Genomic DNA, 18,619 nt, shown 5'->3' on the forward strand with positions numbered 1-18,619 from the left:
AGCCCGGTTCTGACGATCTGGGTAGTGCCAGCGGATGTGAGGTTAAATGTTGCCGCTATGAATCAGAATGTGGTGCATGTCACGGTGGTAGGTGTCGGTCTGCCTGGGGAGTCAATCGGATGGCTGCATTTGTCTCAGCTAATGAATATGCGAAATGTAGTGGTAGATGCGATTGTTGAAGAGTATTGGCTTTCCAGGGATGTCGAGTCATCTGAAAAAGGGGTGGTTTTCCGAAATGAGATGACAAGGCTAAAAGCTCAGTATGGCGACTTCAAAACTTATTGCTCGGTGGAGCAAATACCTGATGCGCATCCCTCCTTAAAAAATTTGGTTGTTATCTCGGTGAGGACTCCACACGCGAAGGGGGTTTTTGAATCGGTAATTAATAAAGGATATAGGAATATATACCTTGAAAAACCTGGTGCAGACTCGCTGGAAAAGCTGCGTGAAATGGAAAGGATCGCCGACAGAAACAATGTAAATGTTGTTGTTGGCTATCAAAAGCATATCGCAAATTACGTGGATAGAGCCGAGAGGCTTAACGAGCAATGGAAGTTGAAGTCCAGGAGTGTCGGATTCATTCATCACAACCCGCATCCGGAAGCCAACCTGGAAAGCATTTTTAGGCAAAATTCTGAGGGTATGCTGCTCAACCAGTGTTGCCATGAACTTGAACTCTGTATAGCAAAGTGGAACCTTGCTCCTCACAACATTACTGATGTAGTAGTGAATCGAGATGAAACCGTGCAAAAGCGCTTCGGTGATATCGAGGACTTCAAAAAGCTGTCTTTTACGCTAAAAACTAATCTGGGAGTGAGTTTCTCTTTTCTGGCTACCCGTTGTGAAGGTGTCGAAAATTGCATAGCGATGCGAAAAGGCCTTCGCGGTGACCCTGTTTTTATTCGGCAGGCCATGGAAGATGTCCTTGATCGGGCACTTGAGCTTACTAGAAAAGAAAAGGGAGGGATGTGGTATTGCTACTTGTTTGAGCGAGATTATTACAATCTGAAAAGGCTGTTTATTGAATCCATTCTAGATAGCGATGATGAGAAATACTTGAGCCTGCCGCGACTGCTTCATGCATGTGGTGTTCTTGAATTGGCCGCAGCGATAGAGCCCTCTATTAAGGCTCAATTAAGAGAAGATGAAAGCCATCATTCTATCGTACAAATTTCAGATACTATTTGTCAGGCACCAACAAATCAAAGAATCTGGTACCACCATGGACTCTTTAATCCTGGTAATAAATTCCTTATAGAACTCCTAAGACCGCCGCAGAACAGAATTATTTGTTGTGTTGATGACAAGGTATGGGAGCTCTATGGGAAGGGTATTACCGAGTGGCAAGAGTCCATGGGGGTTGAGTTCATCCCGATAGTTATGAAGGGTGGCGAACAGTCAAAAAATATTAATAGTCTTATCAGTATGATTGATGAGATATGGAAGGCAAACCCTCTTCGTTACAGGGAGCCAATCTTAGCTATGGGCGGAGGGGCGGTAACCGATACGATTGGGTTTGTCAGTGCGGTGTGGCGACGGAATACACCCTGGATACGTATTCCAACGACTCTAATGGGAATGATTGACTCCTCTATCGGCATTAAAGTCAGTGTGAACCACAATATTAAGAATGGGATTGGTGCTTTTCATTGTCCCTTGCATACCATTATTGATCCCTCCTTCTTGAAAACTAATCCACAGCGGGTATTAAAAAGTGCGATTGGTGAAATGATTAAGGTTGGAGTGGTATTCAATAAGGATGTGCTCGATACCTTGTCAGCTCAGGGTGCCACTCTGTTGGAAAATAGTTTTTTAGAACCTGATGGCCTGCCGGGAGATGCATCCTATAAACTGTTGATAAATTGTATTGATGCCATGCTGGATAGTATTGCGGGAGACTTAAAAGAAGAGAACTTATCCAGACCAATGGACTTTGGACATACGTTATCCCGGTGGTTGGAGCGTGATGAGGCTTTTAGGTTGATGCATGGTGAAGCTGTGGGCATTGATTGCCTGTTTACTTCGCTGGTAGCTGAAAAAATGGGATTGATATCTAAGGCAGATATTGAGTTACTGTTTGGAATTTACGTGCAGCTGGGACTTGCAGCTAGTGTCAAAGGGCTGAGCCTGGATGTATACAAGACGGCAATAAAACAGATCTCGATTCATCGCTCCGGTACTTTGCGAGCGCCTCTCCCAGCCCCTTTAGGAAACTGTATTTGGGTCAATAAGATAGAGGCGAACTATCTGGAAAGCGCTTGGTATGACCTGCAAGAAAGGCTTACTCGTCATCCAGAGCTCATATTGGATCCTGATGAAATTGCAGAGGAGGAGTATTTGCCTAAGCAATTAGACTTGACCAGTCATCAAAGCGCTAAAAAACTACCTTTGAGAAGGCTGCGCTGGGGGTTTATCGGCTGTGGAAGAATAGCAAATGATTTTGCATTAGTCCTCGATTACCTGGATTCCTCAGAAGTGTTTGCTGTAGCTTCCAGGGATTTTAATAGAGCGAGAGAGTTTGCGAATAGTTATGGAGCAAGTAGGGCTTATGGCAGTTACCTGGAACTTGTTTCTGATCCTGATATTGACATTGTCTATATTGCAACTATCCCCGAGTTACATCGACAACATGCTGAATTAGCATTAATGGCAGGTAAGCCTGTTCTTATTGAAAAACCTCTGGCGTTAACAGTTGAGGATGCTGTAAGGATTAAAGAGCTTGCCAATAAAAAACAGCTGTTTTGCATGGAAGGGATGTGGATGAGGTTCTTCCCTGCTATTAAATACTGTAGAGATATTATTAGTCTTGGAAATATAGGTAAGGTAAGCCAGCTTCGTGCAGATTTGAGCTTTGACCTGCGTAAGGATGAAGGGTTGCAGTCTCCAAAATGGAAGGTGGGAGCTGGTATGGATGCCGGTGTGTATCCTGTTCACACGGCGCTGATGGTGTTGGGTAGGGGGATATTAGACCTGGAGTTCTCTGGGGTGCTGGATAACTACGGTTTTCAGGAGGATGGTGCCGGGCTCATTTATGCGCACTTCGATAGTGGATCAACAGCTGTAGTTTCCTGGAGTCATCTGGTTGAGGGTGCGGAAGAGTTGGAAATCTATGGCACAGAAGGGCGGATAAAAGTGTTTGCCCCGGCACATTGTCCAACTAGGGTGTCAGTGACGCGGATCACTGGTGATCGAAGGACAGATAATGAGACTAAGTTGTACGAATTCCCATTACCGAGAATAAGAGGCAGGTTTAATTATCCAAATTCTGAAGGGCTTTATTATGAGGCACAGGCTGTTCAATTATGTATTGAAAAAAACTTCATAGAGTCACCGGATCTTCCTCTTGCCGATTCTATACAAGCAATCCGAATGATTGAAGAATGTGATCAATACATCAAAAGAAGGGCTGCGTGAAACGCAACATCTATTGGTTTGGATTGCTGTCATGCTATGGGGCTCTATTTTTACTGGGCTTTGTGGAGGTCTATAAAGCTCCAATTTACCCAAAAATATTGGATTTTTTTTCCGTTTCCCCAACAAAGGGTTCCACCTTTTTCTTCCTGTCCACTTTTTCTGCCTTACTTATGACTTTGTCAGGGGCTCTCTGGGTAAAAAAAATCAGAGTGATCTCTGGATTAGCATTATTCGTAGTTTTTATGGGGGTAGGGTCGGTACTTTCAGGTATTTCTGGATATCTGTACTCGTTTACCCTGCTTATTCTGGGCAGCTTCCTCTTTGGTTTGGGTGCCGGAGGGAGCATGGTTTTGATTAATGTGGCAATTCCTCTTTTTGTTCCTGAAAACTTAACTCGTCAAGGTTATTGTGGATTACATAGTACCTATGGGGTGGCCTCTATATTGTCTCCTTTGTTACCCGGGTTGTTATATAAATTTCACTTTGGATGGGAGGGTGGTTTCTATTTGTTTGGGGGGATAGCAGCAAGCATATTATTTTTTATCTTGTCTGGATTAATAAGAAGAAAAGGAAAACTGAGGAAAAATGGGAGTTCTTTTAACCCTGGCGCCTTTAAAGAGGCAAGCCAACGAGATAAAGAACCGAAAGAGTGGTGGATCGCAATTGGTGGTGGGTTTATTGTTTCTGCCTACAACGGCGCTGAACATATATTGGCGAGTAGGATGGTGCTGTTTCTTGAAGCTAGGGGAGGGCACTGGGCCGTTGAGGCGGATATTTTGCTTTCAATCTTTTTCGGATTGCTTTGTTTAGGGAGAGTGGCCTTCACTTTTATCCTGCTGAAGGGAAGTGCTTTTTTCTGGTTAATAGTCTCCTTTTTATCGACAGCAGCCGTATTTTCTCTGGGCTACTGGGTGAGTCCACTATGGTTTCCAGTATGTGGATTGACACTATCCTACTTGTTTCCTTATGCCATGGAATGGTTGACACATTGTAGTAAGAATCCCCCTTTTACAGTTTCATTCTCCTTAGGTATGGGGGGAATTTTCTTGATTCTGGCCCATGCTTTGGTGGGATGGTTAGACGAAAGTTACGGAATACAAACCGCAATCTTTGTAGTTCCTGTGTTCCTCTTGGGAGGAGTTGTATGTTGCTTGCTTTTGTCACTTATTGCGAAGCAAAGAAGCCATTAACACCGATTTGCAATATTTGATTAACGACAATGCCCGCCAAAAGGGCGGGCAAGGCCAGTTCCAATCCTGTGAGGGCTTGGGAAGACTTAAATTTTGCCTACCAGATCGAGAGAGGGGGCCAGGGTTTCCTCACCTTCCTTCCATTTCGCTGGGCAAACTTCACCCGGGTGAGCAGCGATGTACTGAGCAGCTTTGATCTTGCGCAGCAGCTCACTGGCATCGCGGCCGATACCGCCAGCAGTAATTTCCACAATTTGAACACGGCCTTCCGGGTCGATTACGAAAGTACCACGGTCGGCAATGCCTTCTTCCTCAATCATTACACCGAAGTTGCGGGTAATGGTACCGGTAGGATCACCGATCATCGGGTACTGGATCTTACCGATGGTGTCAGAGGAATCGTGCCAGGCCTTGTGGGTGAAGTGAGTGTCTGTGGAGACTGAGTAGATCTCTACACCCAGCTTCTTAAACTCCTCATAGTTGTCTGCCAGATCGCCTAATTCAGTGGGGCATACGAAGGTGAAGTCGGCGGGGTAAAAGAAGAATACGGCCCATTTACCTTTGACGTCAGAGTCACTTACATCGTGAAATTCGCCATTTTGGTAGGCTTTGGCGTTAAACGGCTTGAGTTCGGATTCGATATAGCGGGACATGGTTAGCTCCTTATTGGGTGCCTGGCTCTTAACTTTGATGCTGTTTATGCTATTGAATGGCAATCAATAATAGAAATTAACAATTTAAATATCTGAGATAGTTTTCTGCTATCTAGGCAGCCTGGCGATAATTTAGTCTTCAATCCGTACCAATTTGAGGTCGCTGGTTACATCGGGGATACTCGGGACCAAAGTATTAATACCCATCCATCGGGTATGGGTAATTTTTCACAAGGCGCATCTATGCGATTGATTCGGTTGCTTAAGCATGACCTGGCCCGCGAAGCCGGAGATTGGGTTGAAGACGGTGTGATCAGTGAAGCTCAGGCTGAGCAGATCTGTGCCCGCTATGAAGTGGATTACCACCGGGCGCAAGAAAGAACACTTGGATATCGTATTTTGATTGGGTTGGCCTATCTCTTTATCGGGCTGGCGGTGATTACATTGATTGGAGCCAATTGGGAGGAAATCCCCAGAGCGCTGCGAATGGGGGGACTGATCGCTTTGACCTTGGTGACCCAGGGAGTGGCGTTTAAGGTTTACCTGTCTGGAGACCGGAAGGCCGGAGAGGGCTTGTTCTTGTTGGGCAACCTGTTTTTTGGTGCGGCGATTATTTTGATCGCACAGGTATACCACTTGGGCGAGCATATGCCAGATGGTATTTTCTGGTGGGCACTGGGTAGTTTGCCATTTGCTTTAATTACTCGCAGCCCATGGATTGCAGAGCAGTCCTTGCTTTTGGCTTTGCTTTGGTTCTTCCTGGAGTCGAGTTTAGGCTTTTACCCCGCCCTGTTCCCAATTTTCTTGCTGGGGGCTCTCTATATTCTGTTAAGTGGTCCTGCGAGCGTGATTCTCTTGCTGACCTTTATCTTTGGCTTAGGTTTTTGGCTGGAATTTTCCCTATCAGAATTTTGGCGTTTGCAGGATGGGAAATTTAGTGCGGATATTTATCCAGAGAACCTTGCTGTTGCAGTCTCGCTCTTTATCCTGATGTATTGCTTTGCCCATTGGTTGGCAACTCGCCCGTCGGCGGTAGCCAAGGACTACGCAGCAGTAATCTCTATTTGGTGCCTTCGGTTTACTTTAATTGGCTTACTGATTTTTAGCTTTGAATATCCCTGGGAGGAGATGATAGAAGCCCCCTGGAGTCACCTACCCTCTATGTGGGCGGTAGTGGGGACTATGTCTGCTGTGTCGATAGTGTTGGCGCTGCTGTCTCAGAGGTTGCTATTCGGACTGGGGTTGTGCGGTGTTTTTGCGGCAGTACTTGTGTTTGTAACGAATGCCGGCTCCAGTGACTACGCAGTTTGGTTACAAATTTTCACAAACTTCGCCCTGATTGCCTGTGGAATCTGGTTGATCTTCAGGGGTATTCACGATGGTATCTCGCACTACTTCTTCCTCGGAGTTATGGCGGTCCTGTTGACGGCTCTGCTGCGCTATATTGACTTGATTGGCGACTATATAGGAGCTGCTCTCCTGTTTATTCTCTTCGCAGTTTTATTGCTGGCAGCAGCCAAGTATTGGAAATATCACCAGGCGGGGGGAAGTTTGCGATGAAACGTAGAGTTGTGATTGGCCTGGTTGCCGCCATTGGCGTGCAGTTTTTTATACTGTTAGGAATGTATATTAAGGCTCAAATGCCGCTGTGGACGGGCCAGCCTGTTTCAGTGAAAACTGTTCCTGTAGACCCGCGCTCATTGTTTCGCGGTAACTATGCCCAATTAAATTACCCCTTTTCCACTTTAGATAAAGCCTTGTTTAAAGGGCAGGGACGGCTGCGTCAGGGAGAGGTGGTTTATGTAGGCTTAGAAAAAGGGCCATCCGGATTGTATGAACGCGCCTCTGTCAGCCTTGAACAACCACAGGGCGGAGTCTTTATTCGAGGGCGGGTAGCAGGCCAGAATTTTTGGAATTCATCAGATAGCTACCGGATTCGCTACGGTATTGAAGCCTACTTTGCTCCGAAGGAAAAAGCCCTGGATCTGGAAAAACAACTGCGGGAGGGTGGCGTGGCCGAATTGATGATTTCTGCGGATGGGCGAGCGAGCTTGAAGGTTGTCAGAGGCTCAGGAAATCAATAGGCAAAGGGAAAAATCAGGAATGGAAGCGATTGGTCCGGCACGGCGCAGCCTGCCGGTTTTCTTTTTTTTAATGGATATTCAACTGGGCTGTCTATTGCTTGCAGCTCTGGGTCTCTACCTCGTGCCAATGGAAGTTTCATTTGTTGGTGATACGGTATGGCTGCAACTGCTGTTGGGATTGTTAGGCGCTATTGTCACATTTGCGGTAGTACTGACATTAGCTCGTTCTGAGACGCTATTTGGGAAAATGCTGCGGCTCCACTGTACTCAATTGACCCCTCTGTTTTCCAAGTTGTCCCCATCACAGATGGTATGGGTTGCTTTAGCTGCGGGTGTTTGTGAGGAGCTGTTGTTTCGTGGTTTTCTACAGTCTTGGCTCTCCCAGCTCAGTACGCCATTCCTCGGTTTATTGGGTGCATCACTGATATTCGCATTACTGCACTGTGTTTCCTGGGTGTACTTCTTCCTTACCTTTATGATTGGGCTTATTTTAGGCATTTTCTACCAAATGTCCGGGGGCTTGGTGGGGGCGATTGTTTGGCATGCGGTATACGACCTTTTGGCAATTTTCGCCATAGTGCACTTTCCCCATTTGCTCGGATTAAAAAATCAAGTCTTAAAGCGAGGGTAAGTAGCCAGCTTTGGTCTGGAGACCTGCAGAGATATTACGTAGTTACTCGCGGGCTCCTAGATCACGGCAACGATCACCACTAGTACCAGGGAGGCCGTTAGGATAAAAGCAATAAGCGCTAAGAGTCCGTCTCGAGCTGCCAGCGACAGCCCAAAAATGGTGAGAGCGAGACCAGCAGTTGAGGCAGAGAAGGGGATTACTTCCATTATTGGCAGGGTCAATGCAATAAAAATGCAGGTTCCAGCAATAGCGTAGGTGCCATATCGGCGCACGATAAAATCCATCCGTGGCTGAATCCAGCGGTCGGCAAACCGGGCGGGCTTTTCCATCCAGTGCAGGGCATCCATCAGCTTCTCGCTGGATATGGAGCGGTTGATTAACCACTGTGGAAGCCAGATATAGTTGCGCTTCATCAGCAGTTGTAGGGCAAACAGTAGTAGCAATACGCCCATCGCGGTAGACATTCCGGGAATACCGCTCAGAGGGGAAAACAGGATCAACCCGATAAGGATAAGGAATGGGGCAAAGGATCGAAGCCCCACAGCCTCAATAACATGCTGGATGGAGATTTTCTCCTGCCCCTGACTTTTCTCCTCAATATCCTTCAGCAGCTGGCCCAGTCCTATGATTTCTTGTGTCATGGTTGGAATTAGTTGCTGTGTAGTTTCTTTGCAAGACAATCTACTGATAAGAGGGCTGGAAACCGGGTAGTCTCTACGAGCTATCCGGTTCCAGAGATATTGTCGAGCATAGCACTGTGACTGGCTTTTCGGCTAAAGTCAGGCAGTTTTTCAAAGGAGATAAGCTGTCTGACGTCAAACTAAACGGATAGAGATAGGCTGTTGGCGGAGGATTATGCCTGTCATCATTTTCTGTTAGATTATTGCCGATGGTGGGTGTGCTTATTTCGGCTGATTGAATTTCGATGTGGTTTCTAGTTGGTACGGAATCCTAAGGCAGTCTATTTAGGTACTGAGCCACTCGACTACCTCGATAAATTACTAATAAAAAGGACGGTCACAAATGGATGCTGTTGACCAAACAAAAGGGAATCCACCAGTTTTTCTTTTATTAATTGGCACTCAGGTTGTTTGCTTGTTGCTGGCCCTTCTGGGCTTTTATCTGGCTTCACCCAAGGTAGTGATCATTGGTGATAGTGTAGGGTTGCAAGTAACAATTGGCATCATTGGAGCGATGGCTACCTACGGTGTGATGTTGTCGTTAACTCGCTCAGAAACGACCCTTGGCAAGTCAATGCAGCGTCAATCGATCGCCCTGATTCCGCTATTTTCACGATTGTCTTTCTTTCAGCTGCTGTTGGTTTCTGTTGTAGTCGGAATTTGTGAAGAGCTTTTGTTTCGGGGTTTTTTGCAGTCCTGGTTGTCAGAACTTAGCTCGCCATTGTTGGGATTATTAATTTCCGCAATTGCATTTGCGCTACTTCATTTCTCATCGTGGACCAATTTCTTTCTGACTTTGGGAATTGGTGTGGTTTTAGGAGTGTTTTACCAAGTGTCCGGAAGCTTATTGGGGGTGATAATCTGGCACGCAGTCTACGATGCAATTGTCCTTATTGTTTTGACTCAATATCCGCATTGGCTAGGAATTAAAGTAAAAGAATAACCGTAATATTCGGGAGCGATTTACTTGTTTTAAGCTCCCGAATTTAACCTTTGGGGTTTAAGGAGCCTCCCAGATTCGCCGAGACATTACGGAATTATTCAGAGGCTCCTTAAGAATTGAATAACTCATCCAAACGCAGGGTCTCAACCCCTGTTCGTTCTTGTCGACTTAAATAAACCATTTTTTTGGCTACTTCACGCCCCTCAATGGGCCTATAACGTCTCAGCCCCGGCAGCATACAAATTACTGGTAGGAGGATGCCTCCGATTTTCTCACCGGGTCGGGCATTTGCACGATCTCCGAGGAGTAGGGAGGGTTGCAGTATACTGATGCGCTTAAATGGAAGTTTCTTGATTTTCTCTTCCAGCTCACCCTTCATACGTAAGTAAGCACTGGCGCTATTGGCATTGGCCCCGCTGGATGAAACCAGTAAGTAATGGCTGACTCCTGCCTCCGCTGCCAATTGGGCTGCTTGGTATTGATATTCAACGTCAACCTTGTGCTGGGCGGCTAGGCTGCCGGCTTGCTTGCGAGTGGTTCCCAGGCAGGAAAATAGAGTATTTCCCTGAAAAAGAGGAGCAGCCTCCTCCAACCGATCAAAATCGACAATATGATTATGTATTCTTTGACTTGCAGTGGCTTTGGGGCGTCGAGTGAGGGTAAGTACTTCATCAAAGACTTCTTCACCAGCCAGTTGCTCTGTGAGATGGCCACCGATAAGGCCCGTAGCTCCGAGGATAATGGCTCTTTTGGTCATTGGAGGTCGATTTCCATTGATTATAAGTTCGCAAGGCTAATAGCGTACTTTAGCGCAAAGATGTCTATGTTTGTTAAAAGTTGCCAGCTGGAAAGGGTGTCTGGTGAGCAAAGAAGGCCGAAGCGTAATTAACTGAGGGAAATCTAACTCTGGGATTCCTCAGTAATTCTGGAAGATACAAAAATTCTCTATCAGATTGTGGATGTTCAATAATTGTTCACTGTGCAGATCCTTGCTGCATCTCATTGCGTCGCATAGGCATGCTGTCGATACGTTGGAAAACTTCGACGGCTGAGAATTTATTGGCTTTATACTTTACTTCCCCATCCTTTCCTATAAGAAGTACTTGCATTGCTGGTCCTTGCAGATATTTTTCCCGTACATTTTTAGCAAAATTGTCTGTGACTTTACCGGGAAAGTTAGTCTCAAGGGTGCCGTTAGAGAATAGGAACCATATCAAGTTTCTCTCTGCAAACTGCGGCGCTAACTTGAGTAATTCATTGATTGTGCTATTGGGATCTTCCGGGATATTCAGTAATAGAATGCGGTTTTTCCACTGGAAATCTTTTAGGTCGTTCACCGTAGATCCCTGGGCGAATGTAGAAGAAGTCAACAGAACCAAGACAAGCACAATGAACTTATGCATTTACTAATCTCATCTATTAGCGTGATCTTAGGGGGCTCAGTAGGCTATCCAATCACTAATTCAATTTTCCGGCGCTTGGATGCCCTTTAAGCATAAGATATGAGCTGCCAGTTACAAGGCAGATGATGATCGGTATCGACAGTGAAAACTGACTAGTCAAAAGGCGTGTAAATTAGCGAGTGGTCTAGGCTCTAGGCGGGAGTATTAAAAATATATCGCAAGCTAATTAGGTTCTGAAGGATTACCTGAGCGGCTCGGGTGTCGAGTGAATTACGCAGTATGGCTAAACAGAGCGGCAAAATTACACGAGATCAGTACTTGGGGTTGGCTGCATTAGTTCTCGCGGCCTTCCTTATTAGTAATGACTATACCGCTTTTGCCCCCGCACTACCTGCCATCGAAAGAGAATTCAATGCAGACATAACTAGCTCCCAGTGGATCATTAACGGCTACGCCTTGGTTTTTGGTGTTTTCATCATAACCGGTGGCCGCTTGGCGGATATCTATGGCCGCCGCAGAGTATTTATGATTGGAGCGGGAATATTCGTTTTCTTTGCCGTGCTGGGTGGCTTGGCAATGGATATGTGGATGTTATTGATATCCCGCGCATTGATGGGAGTGGGTGCGGCATTGATGTGGCCGTCTACTTTGGCAATGACTTTTAACTTGTTGACCTATGAAAGGTCAGGGTTGGCGGGTGGTATCCTGATGGCCACCTGTGGGTTAGCGAATGCAGCTGGACCAGTTTTGGGTGGGGTGCTCGCAGATTTTTTCAGTTGGCGATGGATTTTCTTCGTTAATATTCTCCTCACTCTGGCAACAATGCTGGCTTGTTGGTGGGCAGTGCCCCCCGATAAACCTCGTGACACCGAGGAAAAAATAGACTTCTTCGGTGTGCTACTACTGTGCACCTCGCTATTTTGTTTGCTTTTTGCACTGGATGTCTCCGCGGAAATTGGTTTCAAGCATCCTGTGGTTATCAGCCTAATCGTTGTGTTCCTGGTGTTGCTCTGCCTGTTTACCATCGTGGAGTATCGAGTTGGTAAAGATGCCCTGATTCCCCCTGATATTGCAAAGAACCGGAAGTTCCTAGCGGTAGGTGTTACGACACTCCTAATCTCCGTAGTATTTCTGTCGGCAATTCTCTATGTCCCCCAGTTTTTGGCGAATTTTCGTGGTTACTCAGCATTTCAGGCTGGTTTATCTTTGGTTCCTTTAATGGTTGTATCGGGGCTGGTTGCTATTATCTCCGGCCGCTTCTATGAAGTAGCTGGCCCCAAATTACTCGTCTCATTAGGTATTTTGGGGATGAGTGTTGGAATGTTCATGCTTTCGAACCTGACTTCGGACACGGGTTTTCTGGATATGTGTCCGGGCTTGATCGTGTTGGGGGTGGGTATCGGGCTGTTCAATCCATCCAGTACGACTGCGGGTATTACGGTGGTGGAACCTCACCGTGCCAGCTTGGCAGGCGCTATCCTCTATATGTTTAAAATTGGTGGGGGTGCGGTTGGTTTGGGTATGAATGCTACAATCATTGCCTTCGCTCCAGATATACCTTCGGGTATAGATAGAGCTTTTACAGTAAATGCTTACCTAGCCTTGGTTGGTTTGATTGTCTGTATGTTTTTTGTGATCGGTAGGCCAGAGAGCCAAAGCGGAGAGCTTTCTTAATCGAAAGTGAATTGTATCTCACTTCTTTTGTGTTGTAGGTCTCTTTTATTTGCTGGAAGTGCTTTTTTCAAAATTTATCCATTCTTTGAGTTTTTGTGAGATTTGAATTTCCTCACATCTGATTAGCCCTCTATTCAATACAATGCCGCAGCTTAAGGCCCTGTTGTGCCTGGGTTTATTGTGGTCCTGTTCCAGGTTCTCTGGCAGGAATTGATAGTTTAGGGTTGGGTCGGAGGTAGGCCACATGTTCAGAATTCTTCAGATTGTACTTTTCTTTCTGTTGGCCAGTACTGGGCATGCTCAGACTATTGATAGAGATGATATCCGTGGCCTGGATGAGCAGATCCAGGATGTTAAGAAAGATGTAATTGATCTCACTGCTGAATTGTCACAGCTGGAGGAAAAGCTCTTATTCCCCTCTAATACGCAGGTAGCTCTTTTTGTCTCGGTGGCAGATGAAAAGCCCTTCGAACTGGAGTCGGTTGAGGTCACACTGAATGGCAAATTAGTTGCCCATCATCTCTATACCTACCGGGAAATTGAGTCCCTGCAAAAAGGTGGGGTACAAAAAATATACACTGGCAATGTGCAAGTGGGTGGGCACCCATTAGAGGTTAGTTTTCTCGGTAAAACCTCATCAGGAAAAGAGTATCGGGCTACAGCTTCCTACACCGTGGAGAAAGCAGTGGGTCCTAAATTTGTCGAGATTAAGGTTCTGGGAACCGAGTCCACGATAAACTTCAAGGACTGGTAATCATGCTCAGGTCCCTGGTAAATGTGTTGTCCTGTCATACCAGGATGACGCTTGGTGCTCTATCCCTTTGTTCTTTGGCTGCTCTCCCCGCTGCAGCGGCGACTGAATCGCAGGAAGAACTTAAAGACCTGTTTTTCGGTGCGGCAATGTTTCATGCCCATCAGGAAAATTATTTTGATGCGATTGTGGCACTGGATACAGAGCTTGCTCAGTATCACCGCTTAGATCAGCCCGAACTCGATCCCTTCAGTGCGCACTTGGGGCAAGCTGAGTTTTCGGTGGGTGACTTGGAATTGTCCTACCGAATGCACAGGGAGGCCGGGCGGGCTATTGAGGCTGTACTGCAGGGAAATGTTTCCCAGCCGGTTCGCAATGAAGCCGCGTATCGACTGGCAAAAATTCACTATCACAAACAACAGCCGCGCAACGCCTTACACGCCCTGGAAATGATCGACGGGCGGGTTCCCGAGAGGGTCCGTGCAGATGAGCAGTTTTTGCGTGCTCGAGTCTATATGCAGCTCGGTCGATTCGAGGAGGCCGTAGAACTGCTGCAAGACCTGAAGGGTGAAGAGTCGCTAGAGGGCTTTGTTTCCTTCAATTTGGGTATTGCCCAACTGAAGGCGGGAGAAGAGGAACGCGGTGTTCTGGAGTTGACTGCACTGGGAAGAAAGCGCAGTTCAGAGGCAGCCCTGCAGGCCCTATACGATAAAACCAACCTCTTATTGGGCTCCCATTTAATGGAGCTGGGCAAGCTGGATATGGCGCGGCCCTATTTTGATCGTGTAAACCTGGATGGCCCTTTCTCAAATAGGGCGCTGCTGGGTGCTGGCTGGGTAGAGGCCCGCGCGGGTCGCTATGGCCGGGCACTGGTGCCCTGGAAACTGTTGCAAGACCGCAAAGGCACCAGTGAGCCAGTGCAAGAGGTCATGTTGGCGGTGCCCTATGCCTATGGCAAATTGGATGTCCACAGTACCGCTGCAATTAACTACGGCCGCGCATTAGATGCGTTTGGGCGCGAGATCGATACCCTCACTCAGTCTATTCATAGTATTCGCAAAGGTAAGTTCCTTGAGGCGTTGCGTCGTAAAGAGGCCACCCAGGTACAGAACTGGGTAGTGGCCTTGCGCAATTTACCGGAAGCCCCCGAGACCCATTACTTACTCGACCTGATGGCGTCCAATGACTACCAGGAGTTTCTGCGGAATTATCGCGACCTCAACGATTTATATGAGCGCAATGGAGAGTGGCTAAAAAGCCTGACAGCCTACGAAGATATTATTCGTATTCGCCGCAACTATTACGAACCCCTGTTGCCGGAGCTGGACAGGCAATTCCGTGAACTCGATGCCCGTATCCAACTGCGGATGGAGCAGCGTGACCAATTTGCCAATCGTATAGAGCAGATGCTGGTCTCCCGCCGACCAGAATACCTGGCAACGGCCGAAGAGCAGGAAGCGCGATTGAAGCTCCTGGAACTTAGCGGAAAAATTGCTGAGCATCCCCAGGGCTTTACTGAAACTACTTTGGAGCGGGTACAGCGGCTCAAAGGTGTTTTGGACCTGCGTCTTTCCTTTGAGTACGACCAGCGTTTGACCGAGGCCTACAAACACCTGGCGGAATTAAACCAGGAGATCGAAAGTCTCCAGTCTGTTTACGATTCCTTTGTGCGCAGTCGCCAGGCGGCAACTCACAGCTATACCGGTTACGACCGCGATATTACTCGTTTGCGCGCGCGTATCCAGCAAACCCAGCGGCGACTGAAAACCCTGATGGCGCGCCAGGGCACCATGCTTGAGGCATTGGCAATTGCTGAGTTGGAACGCCGTCGCGCACAGTTGGAAAGTTATCAAATTAAAGCCCGCTTCGCCCTGGCAGACAGCTACGACCGCGCTAATGAGCTGCAGGAGCAGCGTGAAGATGAATTCAAGGTAGAGCAGCACAAAGCACTGTTGGAAGAGCAAATCCCTGAGGACAATCCGCCGGAGATGGAGCCGGTGGAGGAAGAAGAATCAGCAGAGGGAGGTGATTCGTGAGTAAGTTGCTCAAATCTAAATCTCGAGCTGGTAAATCTCTCAATCGCGCCGCCGGTCTTCTCTCTGCACTTATAGTGCTAGGGGGTTGTGCGGGAAATAGCGGCAAGACCATCGGCAGTCTTCAAAATGTCGAAGTAGAAATTAAGGAAGAGCATATTGATGGGAGCCTGGAGAAGGCACTGGCCAGCTACCAGAAGTACTTGCAGGAAACCCCTGAATCCAAGCTGACCCCCGAGGCGATGCGCAGGATTGCCGACCTGAAAATCAAGCAGGCACACCGCGCTGAAGATGCAGAATTCGATAACCTTGCTGGAGTAGCTGCTGGAAGCGGGGCGGTGATCTCTGTCGATGCGTCAGAAGCTATGGCTGAAAATACCCTGGATGCTCCAGAGACGGCAGCGCCGGTGGCCAAGGTAGAGCCGGTAGTGACTGAAGTGCAGGATCCTGGGGTTGTCGAGTCCGACGAGGAGTTTGAAACCCGGGCTAGTGGCAGCATAGAAATAGCTGCAGATGAAACCCCGCTTGAAGCGCCGGGCGTTGATTCTGAAGAGATGATGTCAGCCAATGCCCGCGAGGCCATCGATCTCTATATTAAATTGCTGCAAAAGTACCCCCTATACCACCGCAACGACCAGGTGATGTATCAGTTATCCCGGGCTTATGAAGAGGCGGGAGAGATTGATGCAGCGGTGGATGTATTGCGCCAGCTGGTGGCTAACTATCCGGATTCGCGACATATCGATGAATCCTGGTTCCGGCTGGGCGAATACTATTTTACCCGCAAGAAGTTTCTCGATGCGGAAGAGTCCTACGGAAAAGTTATCGATATTGGTGTGATATCCAGTTTTTACGAGCTTGCCCTGTATAAACGCGGTTGGGCGCTGTTTAAGCAGGATATGTATGAAATGGCCCTGGATGACTATATCGCCATGCTGGATTACAAAGTCTCCCAGGGATATGACTTCGACCAGCAAAACAATAAGGGCGAGCGCAAGCATATTGACGATACTTTCCGCGTGGTCAGCTTGAGCTTTTCTTACCTGGAAGGCCCTGATTCGGTTGTCGATTACTTCACCCGCAAGGGCAATAGAGATTACGAGTTCCGGGTATACAGCCAGCTGGGTGAATATTATTTGGAGAAGCGTCGCTACCAGGATGCGGCAAAATCCTATATTGCGTTTGTTGATCGAAACCAGTTGCACAGAGTATCTGCGGATTTCTCAATTCGTGTTATTGAAATCTACAGTAAAGGCGGCTTCCCCAAGCTGGTGCTGGAAGCGAAGAAGGATTTTGCCACTACTTATGCACTTAATGCCGATTACTGGACTGTCTTCGATATTAATGAATACGGAGAGGTGGTTGCCTTCCTGCAGACCAACCTGATCGACCTCGCCGGGCACTACCATGCGGCTTACCAGAATAAGAAGTTAAAAGATAAGAAGGCCGAGAATTATCGCGAGGCGATTCACTGGTATCGCAGCTATCTCGATTCCTTCCGGGAAACTGAGCGCGCACCGGAAATCAATTATCAGCTTGCCGGATTGATGTTGGAAAACCGGGATTTCCATGGTGCAGCTCTGGAATACGAGCGCACGGCCTATGAATATCCTGCGCATAAGGATTCCAGCGAAGCAGGCTACGCAGCGGTTTACGCTTATCGCGAACATCTGGCCAATAACTTAAAAGATGCAACGGATGAGCAGCGTGCACCACTATTGCGGGAAATTATCCGTTCATCGCTGACTTTTGCAGCTACATTCCCTGAGCATGCCAAAGCCCCTCAGATCATGCTCGGAGCGGTGGAGGATCTCTACGGGTTAAAAGACTATGCCCCGACAATCGCCAATGGTCGTTCACTGTTGGAGCAGTTCCCCACTGCGGAGCAGGAGATTAGACGTTCTGCCTGGCTGCTGGTGGCTCACGCTTCTTTCGATACTGCGGCCTTTGCGGATGCAGAAATCGCTTACGGTGAAACTTTGACGCTGACTGCCCAGGATGCAAAGGATAGGGCGGGTCTGGTAGATAACCTGGCGGCTTCTATCTACCAGCAGGGTGATATGGCCCGTAAGCAGGAGGATCATGCAACCGCAGCGAGCCACTTCCTGCGTATTCGAGGCGCTGCACCCGGTGCGACCATTTTGGCTACGGCGGAGTACGATGCTGCCGCATCATTGATTGTGCTTAAGGATTGGGTACAAGCGGCAACGGTATTAAATAACTTCCGCAGTCACTTCCCGGAGCATGAGCTGGCAAATGATGTCACCAAGAAGTTGGCAGTAGTTTACCAGGAGAGCGGTGAGCTGTTGTTGGCAGCTGCGGAATTTGAGCGTATTGAGCGGGAATCCGAGGACGATGAAATACGCCGTGAGGCCTTAACCCAGGCGGCAGATCTTTACGCAGCGGCAGAAGATAGCGCTAAAGCGCTGTCTGTTTTGCGTCGCTACGTCGATTATTTCCCCGAACCCATGGAGCCGGCGCTGGAGACTCGCCAGAAAATTGCCGATATCTACAAAGTGTCCGGGAATCAAAAGCTTTACATGGCAGAGCTTCGTGAACTGGTGAAAGTTGAGTCCCGCGGTGGTTCCCAGCGCAGCGACCGCACCCGTTATCTCGCAGGTAATGCGGCCCTGCTATTGGCTGAACCCAGCTTTGAGGCTTTCACCCAGGTGGATTTGGTTGCGCCTATCGAGAAAAGCCTCAACCTCAAGCGCAAGCGTATGAAAGCAGCCACCCGTGCATTTACTGACCTGATTGATTATCAGGTGGCCGATGTGACCGCTGCGGCAACCTTTTACCTGGCTGAAATTTATCTCCACTTTAGCGTGGCCCTGAAGGACTCTGAACGTCCAACTAACCTGAATGCCCTGGAGCTGGAAGAGTATGAGTTGGCATTGGAGGAGCAGATTTATCCCTTCGAGGAAAAAGCCATTTCTGTTCACCAGAAGAATGTCGAGTTGCTGGGCGTCGGTATTTATAACCCCTGGGTTGATAAAAGTATTGGCAAGCTTGCCAATTTAATGCCCGCTCGCTATGCACGGGCGGAAGAGGCTGGTGAGTATCTCCAGACTATTGTACCCCTGCCGCCAGAGCCGGAATTGCCTTCAGCGGGATCAGCAGTTTCGGGTCAGTAATAACAGGCATTTGCCTTTTGGAGTGGAAA

The 18,619-nt window shown here is 47.9% G+C and carries 14 protein-coding genes; 10 read left to right on the plus strand and 4 right to left on the minus strand.

Annotated elements, in window-relative coordinates:
- Window positions 1-57: 57 nt before the first annotated feature.
- Together ACJJII_RS15040 and ACJJII_RS15045 are read left to right on the plus strand one after the other, a co-directional pair.
- A complete protein-coding gene (locus tag ACJJII_RS15040) occupies window positions 58-3,414 on the plus strand; it encodes a Gfo/Idh/MocA family oxidoreductase (RefSeq protein WP_444916745.1) in 3,357 nt (1,118 codons plus the stop codon).
- Window positions 3,411-4,604 carry an MFS transporter gene (locus ACJJII_RS15045; protein WP_444916746.1) on the plus strand — a complete coding sequence of 398 codons (1,194 nt, stop codon included), beginning with the start codon at window positions 3,411-3,413 and terminating at the stop codon, window positions 4,602-4,604. Before ACJJII_RS15040 ends, ACJJII_RS15045 begins: the two co-directional genes overlap by 4 nt.
- An 86-nt stretch (window positions 4,605-4,690) precedes the next feature.
- On the opposite strand, the gene ahpC is transcribed toward ACJJII_RS15045, so the two are convergent.
- On the minus strand, window positions 4,691-5,257 hold the full coding sequence (gene ahpC, locus ACJJII_RS15050) for an alkyl hydroperoxide reductase subunit C (protein ID WP_413662577.1): 567 nt from the start codon (window positions 5,255-5,257) through the stop codon (window positions 4,691-4,693).
- 243 nt (window positions 5,258-5,500) lie between these two features.
- Between ahpC and ACJJII_RS15055 the strand changes: the two genes are divergently transcribed.
- Genes ACJJII_RS15055 through ACJJII_RS15065 form a run of 3 tightly spaced genes read left to right on the plus strand, consistent with a single transcriptional unit; the run spans window position 5,501 to window position 7,972 of the window.
- Window positions 5,501-6,817 carry a DUF2157 domain-containing protein gene (locus tag ACJJII_RS15055; protein WP_444916747.1) on the plus strand — a complete coding sequence of 439 codons (1,317 nt, stop codon included), beginning with the start codon at window positions 5,501-5,503 and terminating at the stop codon, window positions 6,815-6,817.
- A complete protein-coding gene (locus ACJJII_RS15060) occupies window positions 6,814-7,341 on the plus strand; it encodes a GDYXXLXY domain-containing protein (RefSeq protein WP_444916748.1) in 528 nt (175 codons plus the stop codon). Before ACJJII_RS15055 ends, ACJJII_RS15060 begins: the two co-directional genes overlap by 4 nt.
- Before the next feature lie 19 nt (window positions 7,342-7,360).
- Window positions 7,361-7,972, plus strand: a complete 612-nt coding sequence (locus ACJJII_RS15065; protein ID WP_444897824.1) for a CPBP family intramembrane glutamic endopeptidase — start codon at window positions 7,361-7,363, stop codon at window positions 7,970-7,972.
- A 56-nt stretch (window positions 7,973-8,028) separates the two neighbouring features.
- Here the strand turns inward: ACJJII_RS15065 and ACJJII_RS15070 are convergent, their stop codons facing one another.
- The gene (locus tag ACJJII_RS15070) at window positions 8,029-8,613 is read right to left on the minus strand and encodes an exopolysaccharide biosynthesis protein (protein WP_282932146.1); all 585 of its coding nucleotides are present in this window, start codon (window positions 8,611-8,613) and stop codon (window positions 8,029-8,031) included.
- A 382-nt stretch (window positions 8,614-8,995) separates the two neighbouring features.
- On the opposite strand from ACJJII_RS15070, the gene ACJJII_RS15075 reads away from it, so the two are divergent.
- Window positions 8,996-9,595, plus strand: coding sequence for a CPBP family intramembrane glutamic endopeptidase (locus ACJJII_RS15075; protein ID WP_444916749.1), 600 nt, complete (start codon window positions 8,996-8,998; stop codon window positions 9,593-9,595).
- 109 nt (window positions 9,596-9,704) lie between these two features.
- Here the strand turns inward: ACJJII_RS15075 and ACJJII_RS15080 are convergent, their stop codons facing one another.
- The gene (locus ACJJII_RS15080) at window positions 9,705-10,352 is read right to left on the minus strand and encodes an NAD-dependent epimerase/dehydratase family protein (RefSeq protein WP_444916750.1); all 648 of its coding nucleotides are present in this window, start codon (window positions 10,350-10,352) and stop codon (window positions 9,705-9,707) included.
- Window positions 10,353-10,569: 217 nt separating this feature from the next.
- Window positions 10,570-10,998, minus strand: coding sequence for a DUF4174 domain-containing protein (locus ACJJII_RS15085; protein WP_444916751.1), 429 nt, complete (start codon window positions 10,996-10,998; stop codon window positions 10,570-10,572).
- Window positions 10,999-11,256: 258 nt separating this feature from the next.
- Here ACJJII_RS15085 and ACJJII_RS15090 point away from each other — a divergent pair, with 258 nt between their 5' ends.
- From ACJJII_RS15090 to ACJJII_RS15105, 4 genes are all read left to right on the plus strand, one after another.
- Window positions 11,257-12,672 carry an MFS transporter gene (locus ACJJII_RS15090; RefSeq protein WP_444916752.1) on the plus strand — a complete coding sequence of 472 codons (1,416 nt, stop codon included), beginning with the start codon at window positions 11,257-11,259 and terminating at the stop codon, window positions 12,670-12,672.
- Window positions 12,673-12,916: 244 nt separating this feature from the next.
- Entirely contained in the window at window positions 12,917-13,426 is a 510-nt protein-coding gene (locus ACJJII_RS15095) for a hypothetical protein (protein ID WP_444916753.1), read from the plus strand.
- A gap of 2 nt (window positions 13,427-13,428) precedes the next feature.
- Window positions 13,429-15,459, plus strand: coding sequence for a tetratricopeptide repeat protein (locus ACJJII_RS15100; RefSeq protein ID WP_444916754.1), 2,031 nt, complete (start codon window positions 13,429-13,431; stop codon window positions 15,457-15,459).
- Window positions 15,456-18,590, plus strand: coding sequence for a tetratricopeptide repeat protein (locus tag ACJJII_RS15105; protein WP_444916755.1), 3,135 nt, complete (start codon window positions 15,456-15,458; stop codon window positions 18,588-18,590). The genes ACJJII_RS15100 and ACJJII_RS15105 overlap by 4 nt, the downstream gene beginning before the upstream one ends.
- Window positions 18,591-18,619: the final 29 nt, after the last annotated feature.

Source organism: Microbulbifer maximicatervae (SeqCode) (assembly GCF_052467825.1).

Excerpts from the sequence above, each read along its gene's own strand:
- ACJJII_RS15080 (WP_444916750.1), bottom strand. The coding sequence starts at position 10,352 with ATGACCAAAAGAGCCATTATCCTCGGAGCTACGGGCCTTATCGGTGGC.
- ahpC (WP_413662577.1), bottom strand. The coding sequence starts at position 5,257 with ATGTCCCGCTATATCGAATCCGAACTCAAGCCGTTTAACGCCAAAGCC.
- ACJJII_RS15085 (WP_444916751.1), bottom strand. The coding sequence starts at position 10,998 with ATGCATAAGTTCATTGTGCTTGTCTTGGTTCTGTTGACTTCTTCTACA.
- ACJJII_RS15065 (WP_444897824.1), top strand. The coding sequence starts at position 7,361 with ATGGAAGCGATTGGTCCGGCACGGCGCAGCCTGCCGGTTTTCTTTTTT.
- ACJJII_RS15075 (WP_444916749.1), top strand. The coding sequence starts at position 8,996 with ATGGATGCTGTTGACCAAACAAAAGGGAATCCACCAGTTTTTCTTTTA.
- ACJJII_RS15055 (WP_444916747.1), top strand. The coding sequence starts at position 5,501 with ATGCGATTGATTCGGTTGCTTAAGCATGACCTGGCCCGCGAAGCCGGA.
- ACJJII_RS15070 (WP_282932146.1), bottom strand. The coding sequence starts at position 8,613 with ATGACACAAGAAATCATAGGACTGGGCCAGCTGCTGAAGGATATTGAG.
- ACJJII_RS15060 (WP_444916748.1), top strand. The coding sequence starts at position 6,814 with ATGAAACGTAGAGTTGTGATTGGCCTGGTTGCCGCCATTGGCGTGCAG.
- ACJJII_RS15095 (WP_444916753.1), top strand. The coding sequence starts at position 12,917 with ATGTTCAGAATTCTTCAGATTGTACTTTTCTTTCTGTTGGCCAGTACT.
- ACJJII_RS15100 (WP_444916754.1), top strand. The coding sequence starts at position 13,429 with ATGCTCAGGTCCCTGGTAAATGTGTTGTCCTGTCATACCAGGATGACG.
- ACJJII_RS15040 (WP_444916745.1), top strand. The coding sequence starts at position 58 with ATGAATCAGAATGTGGTGCATGTCACGGTGGTAGGTGTCGGTCTGCCT.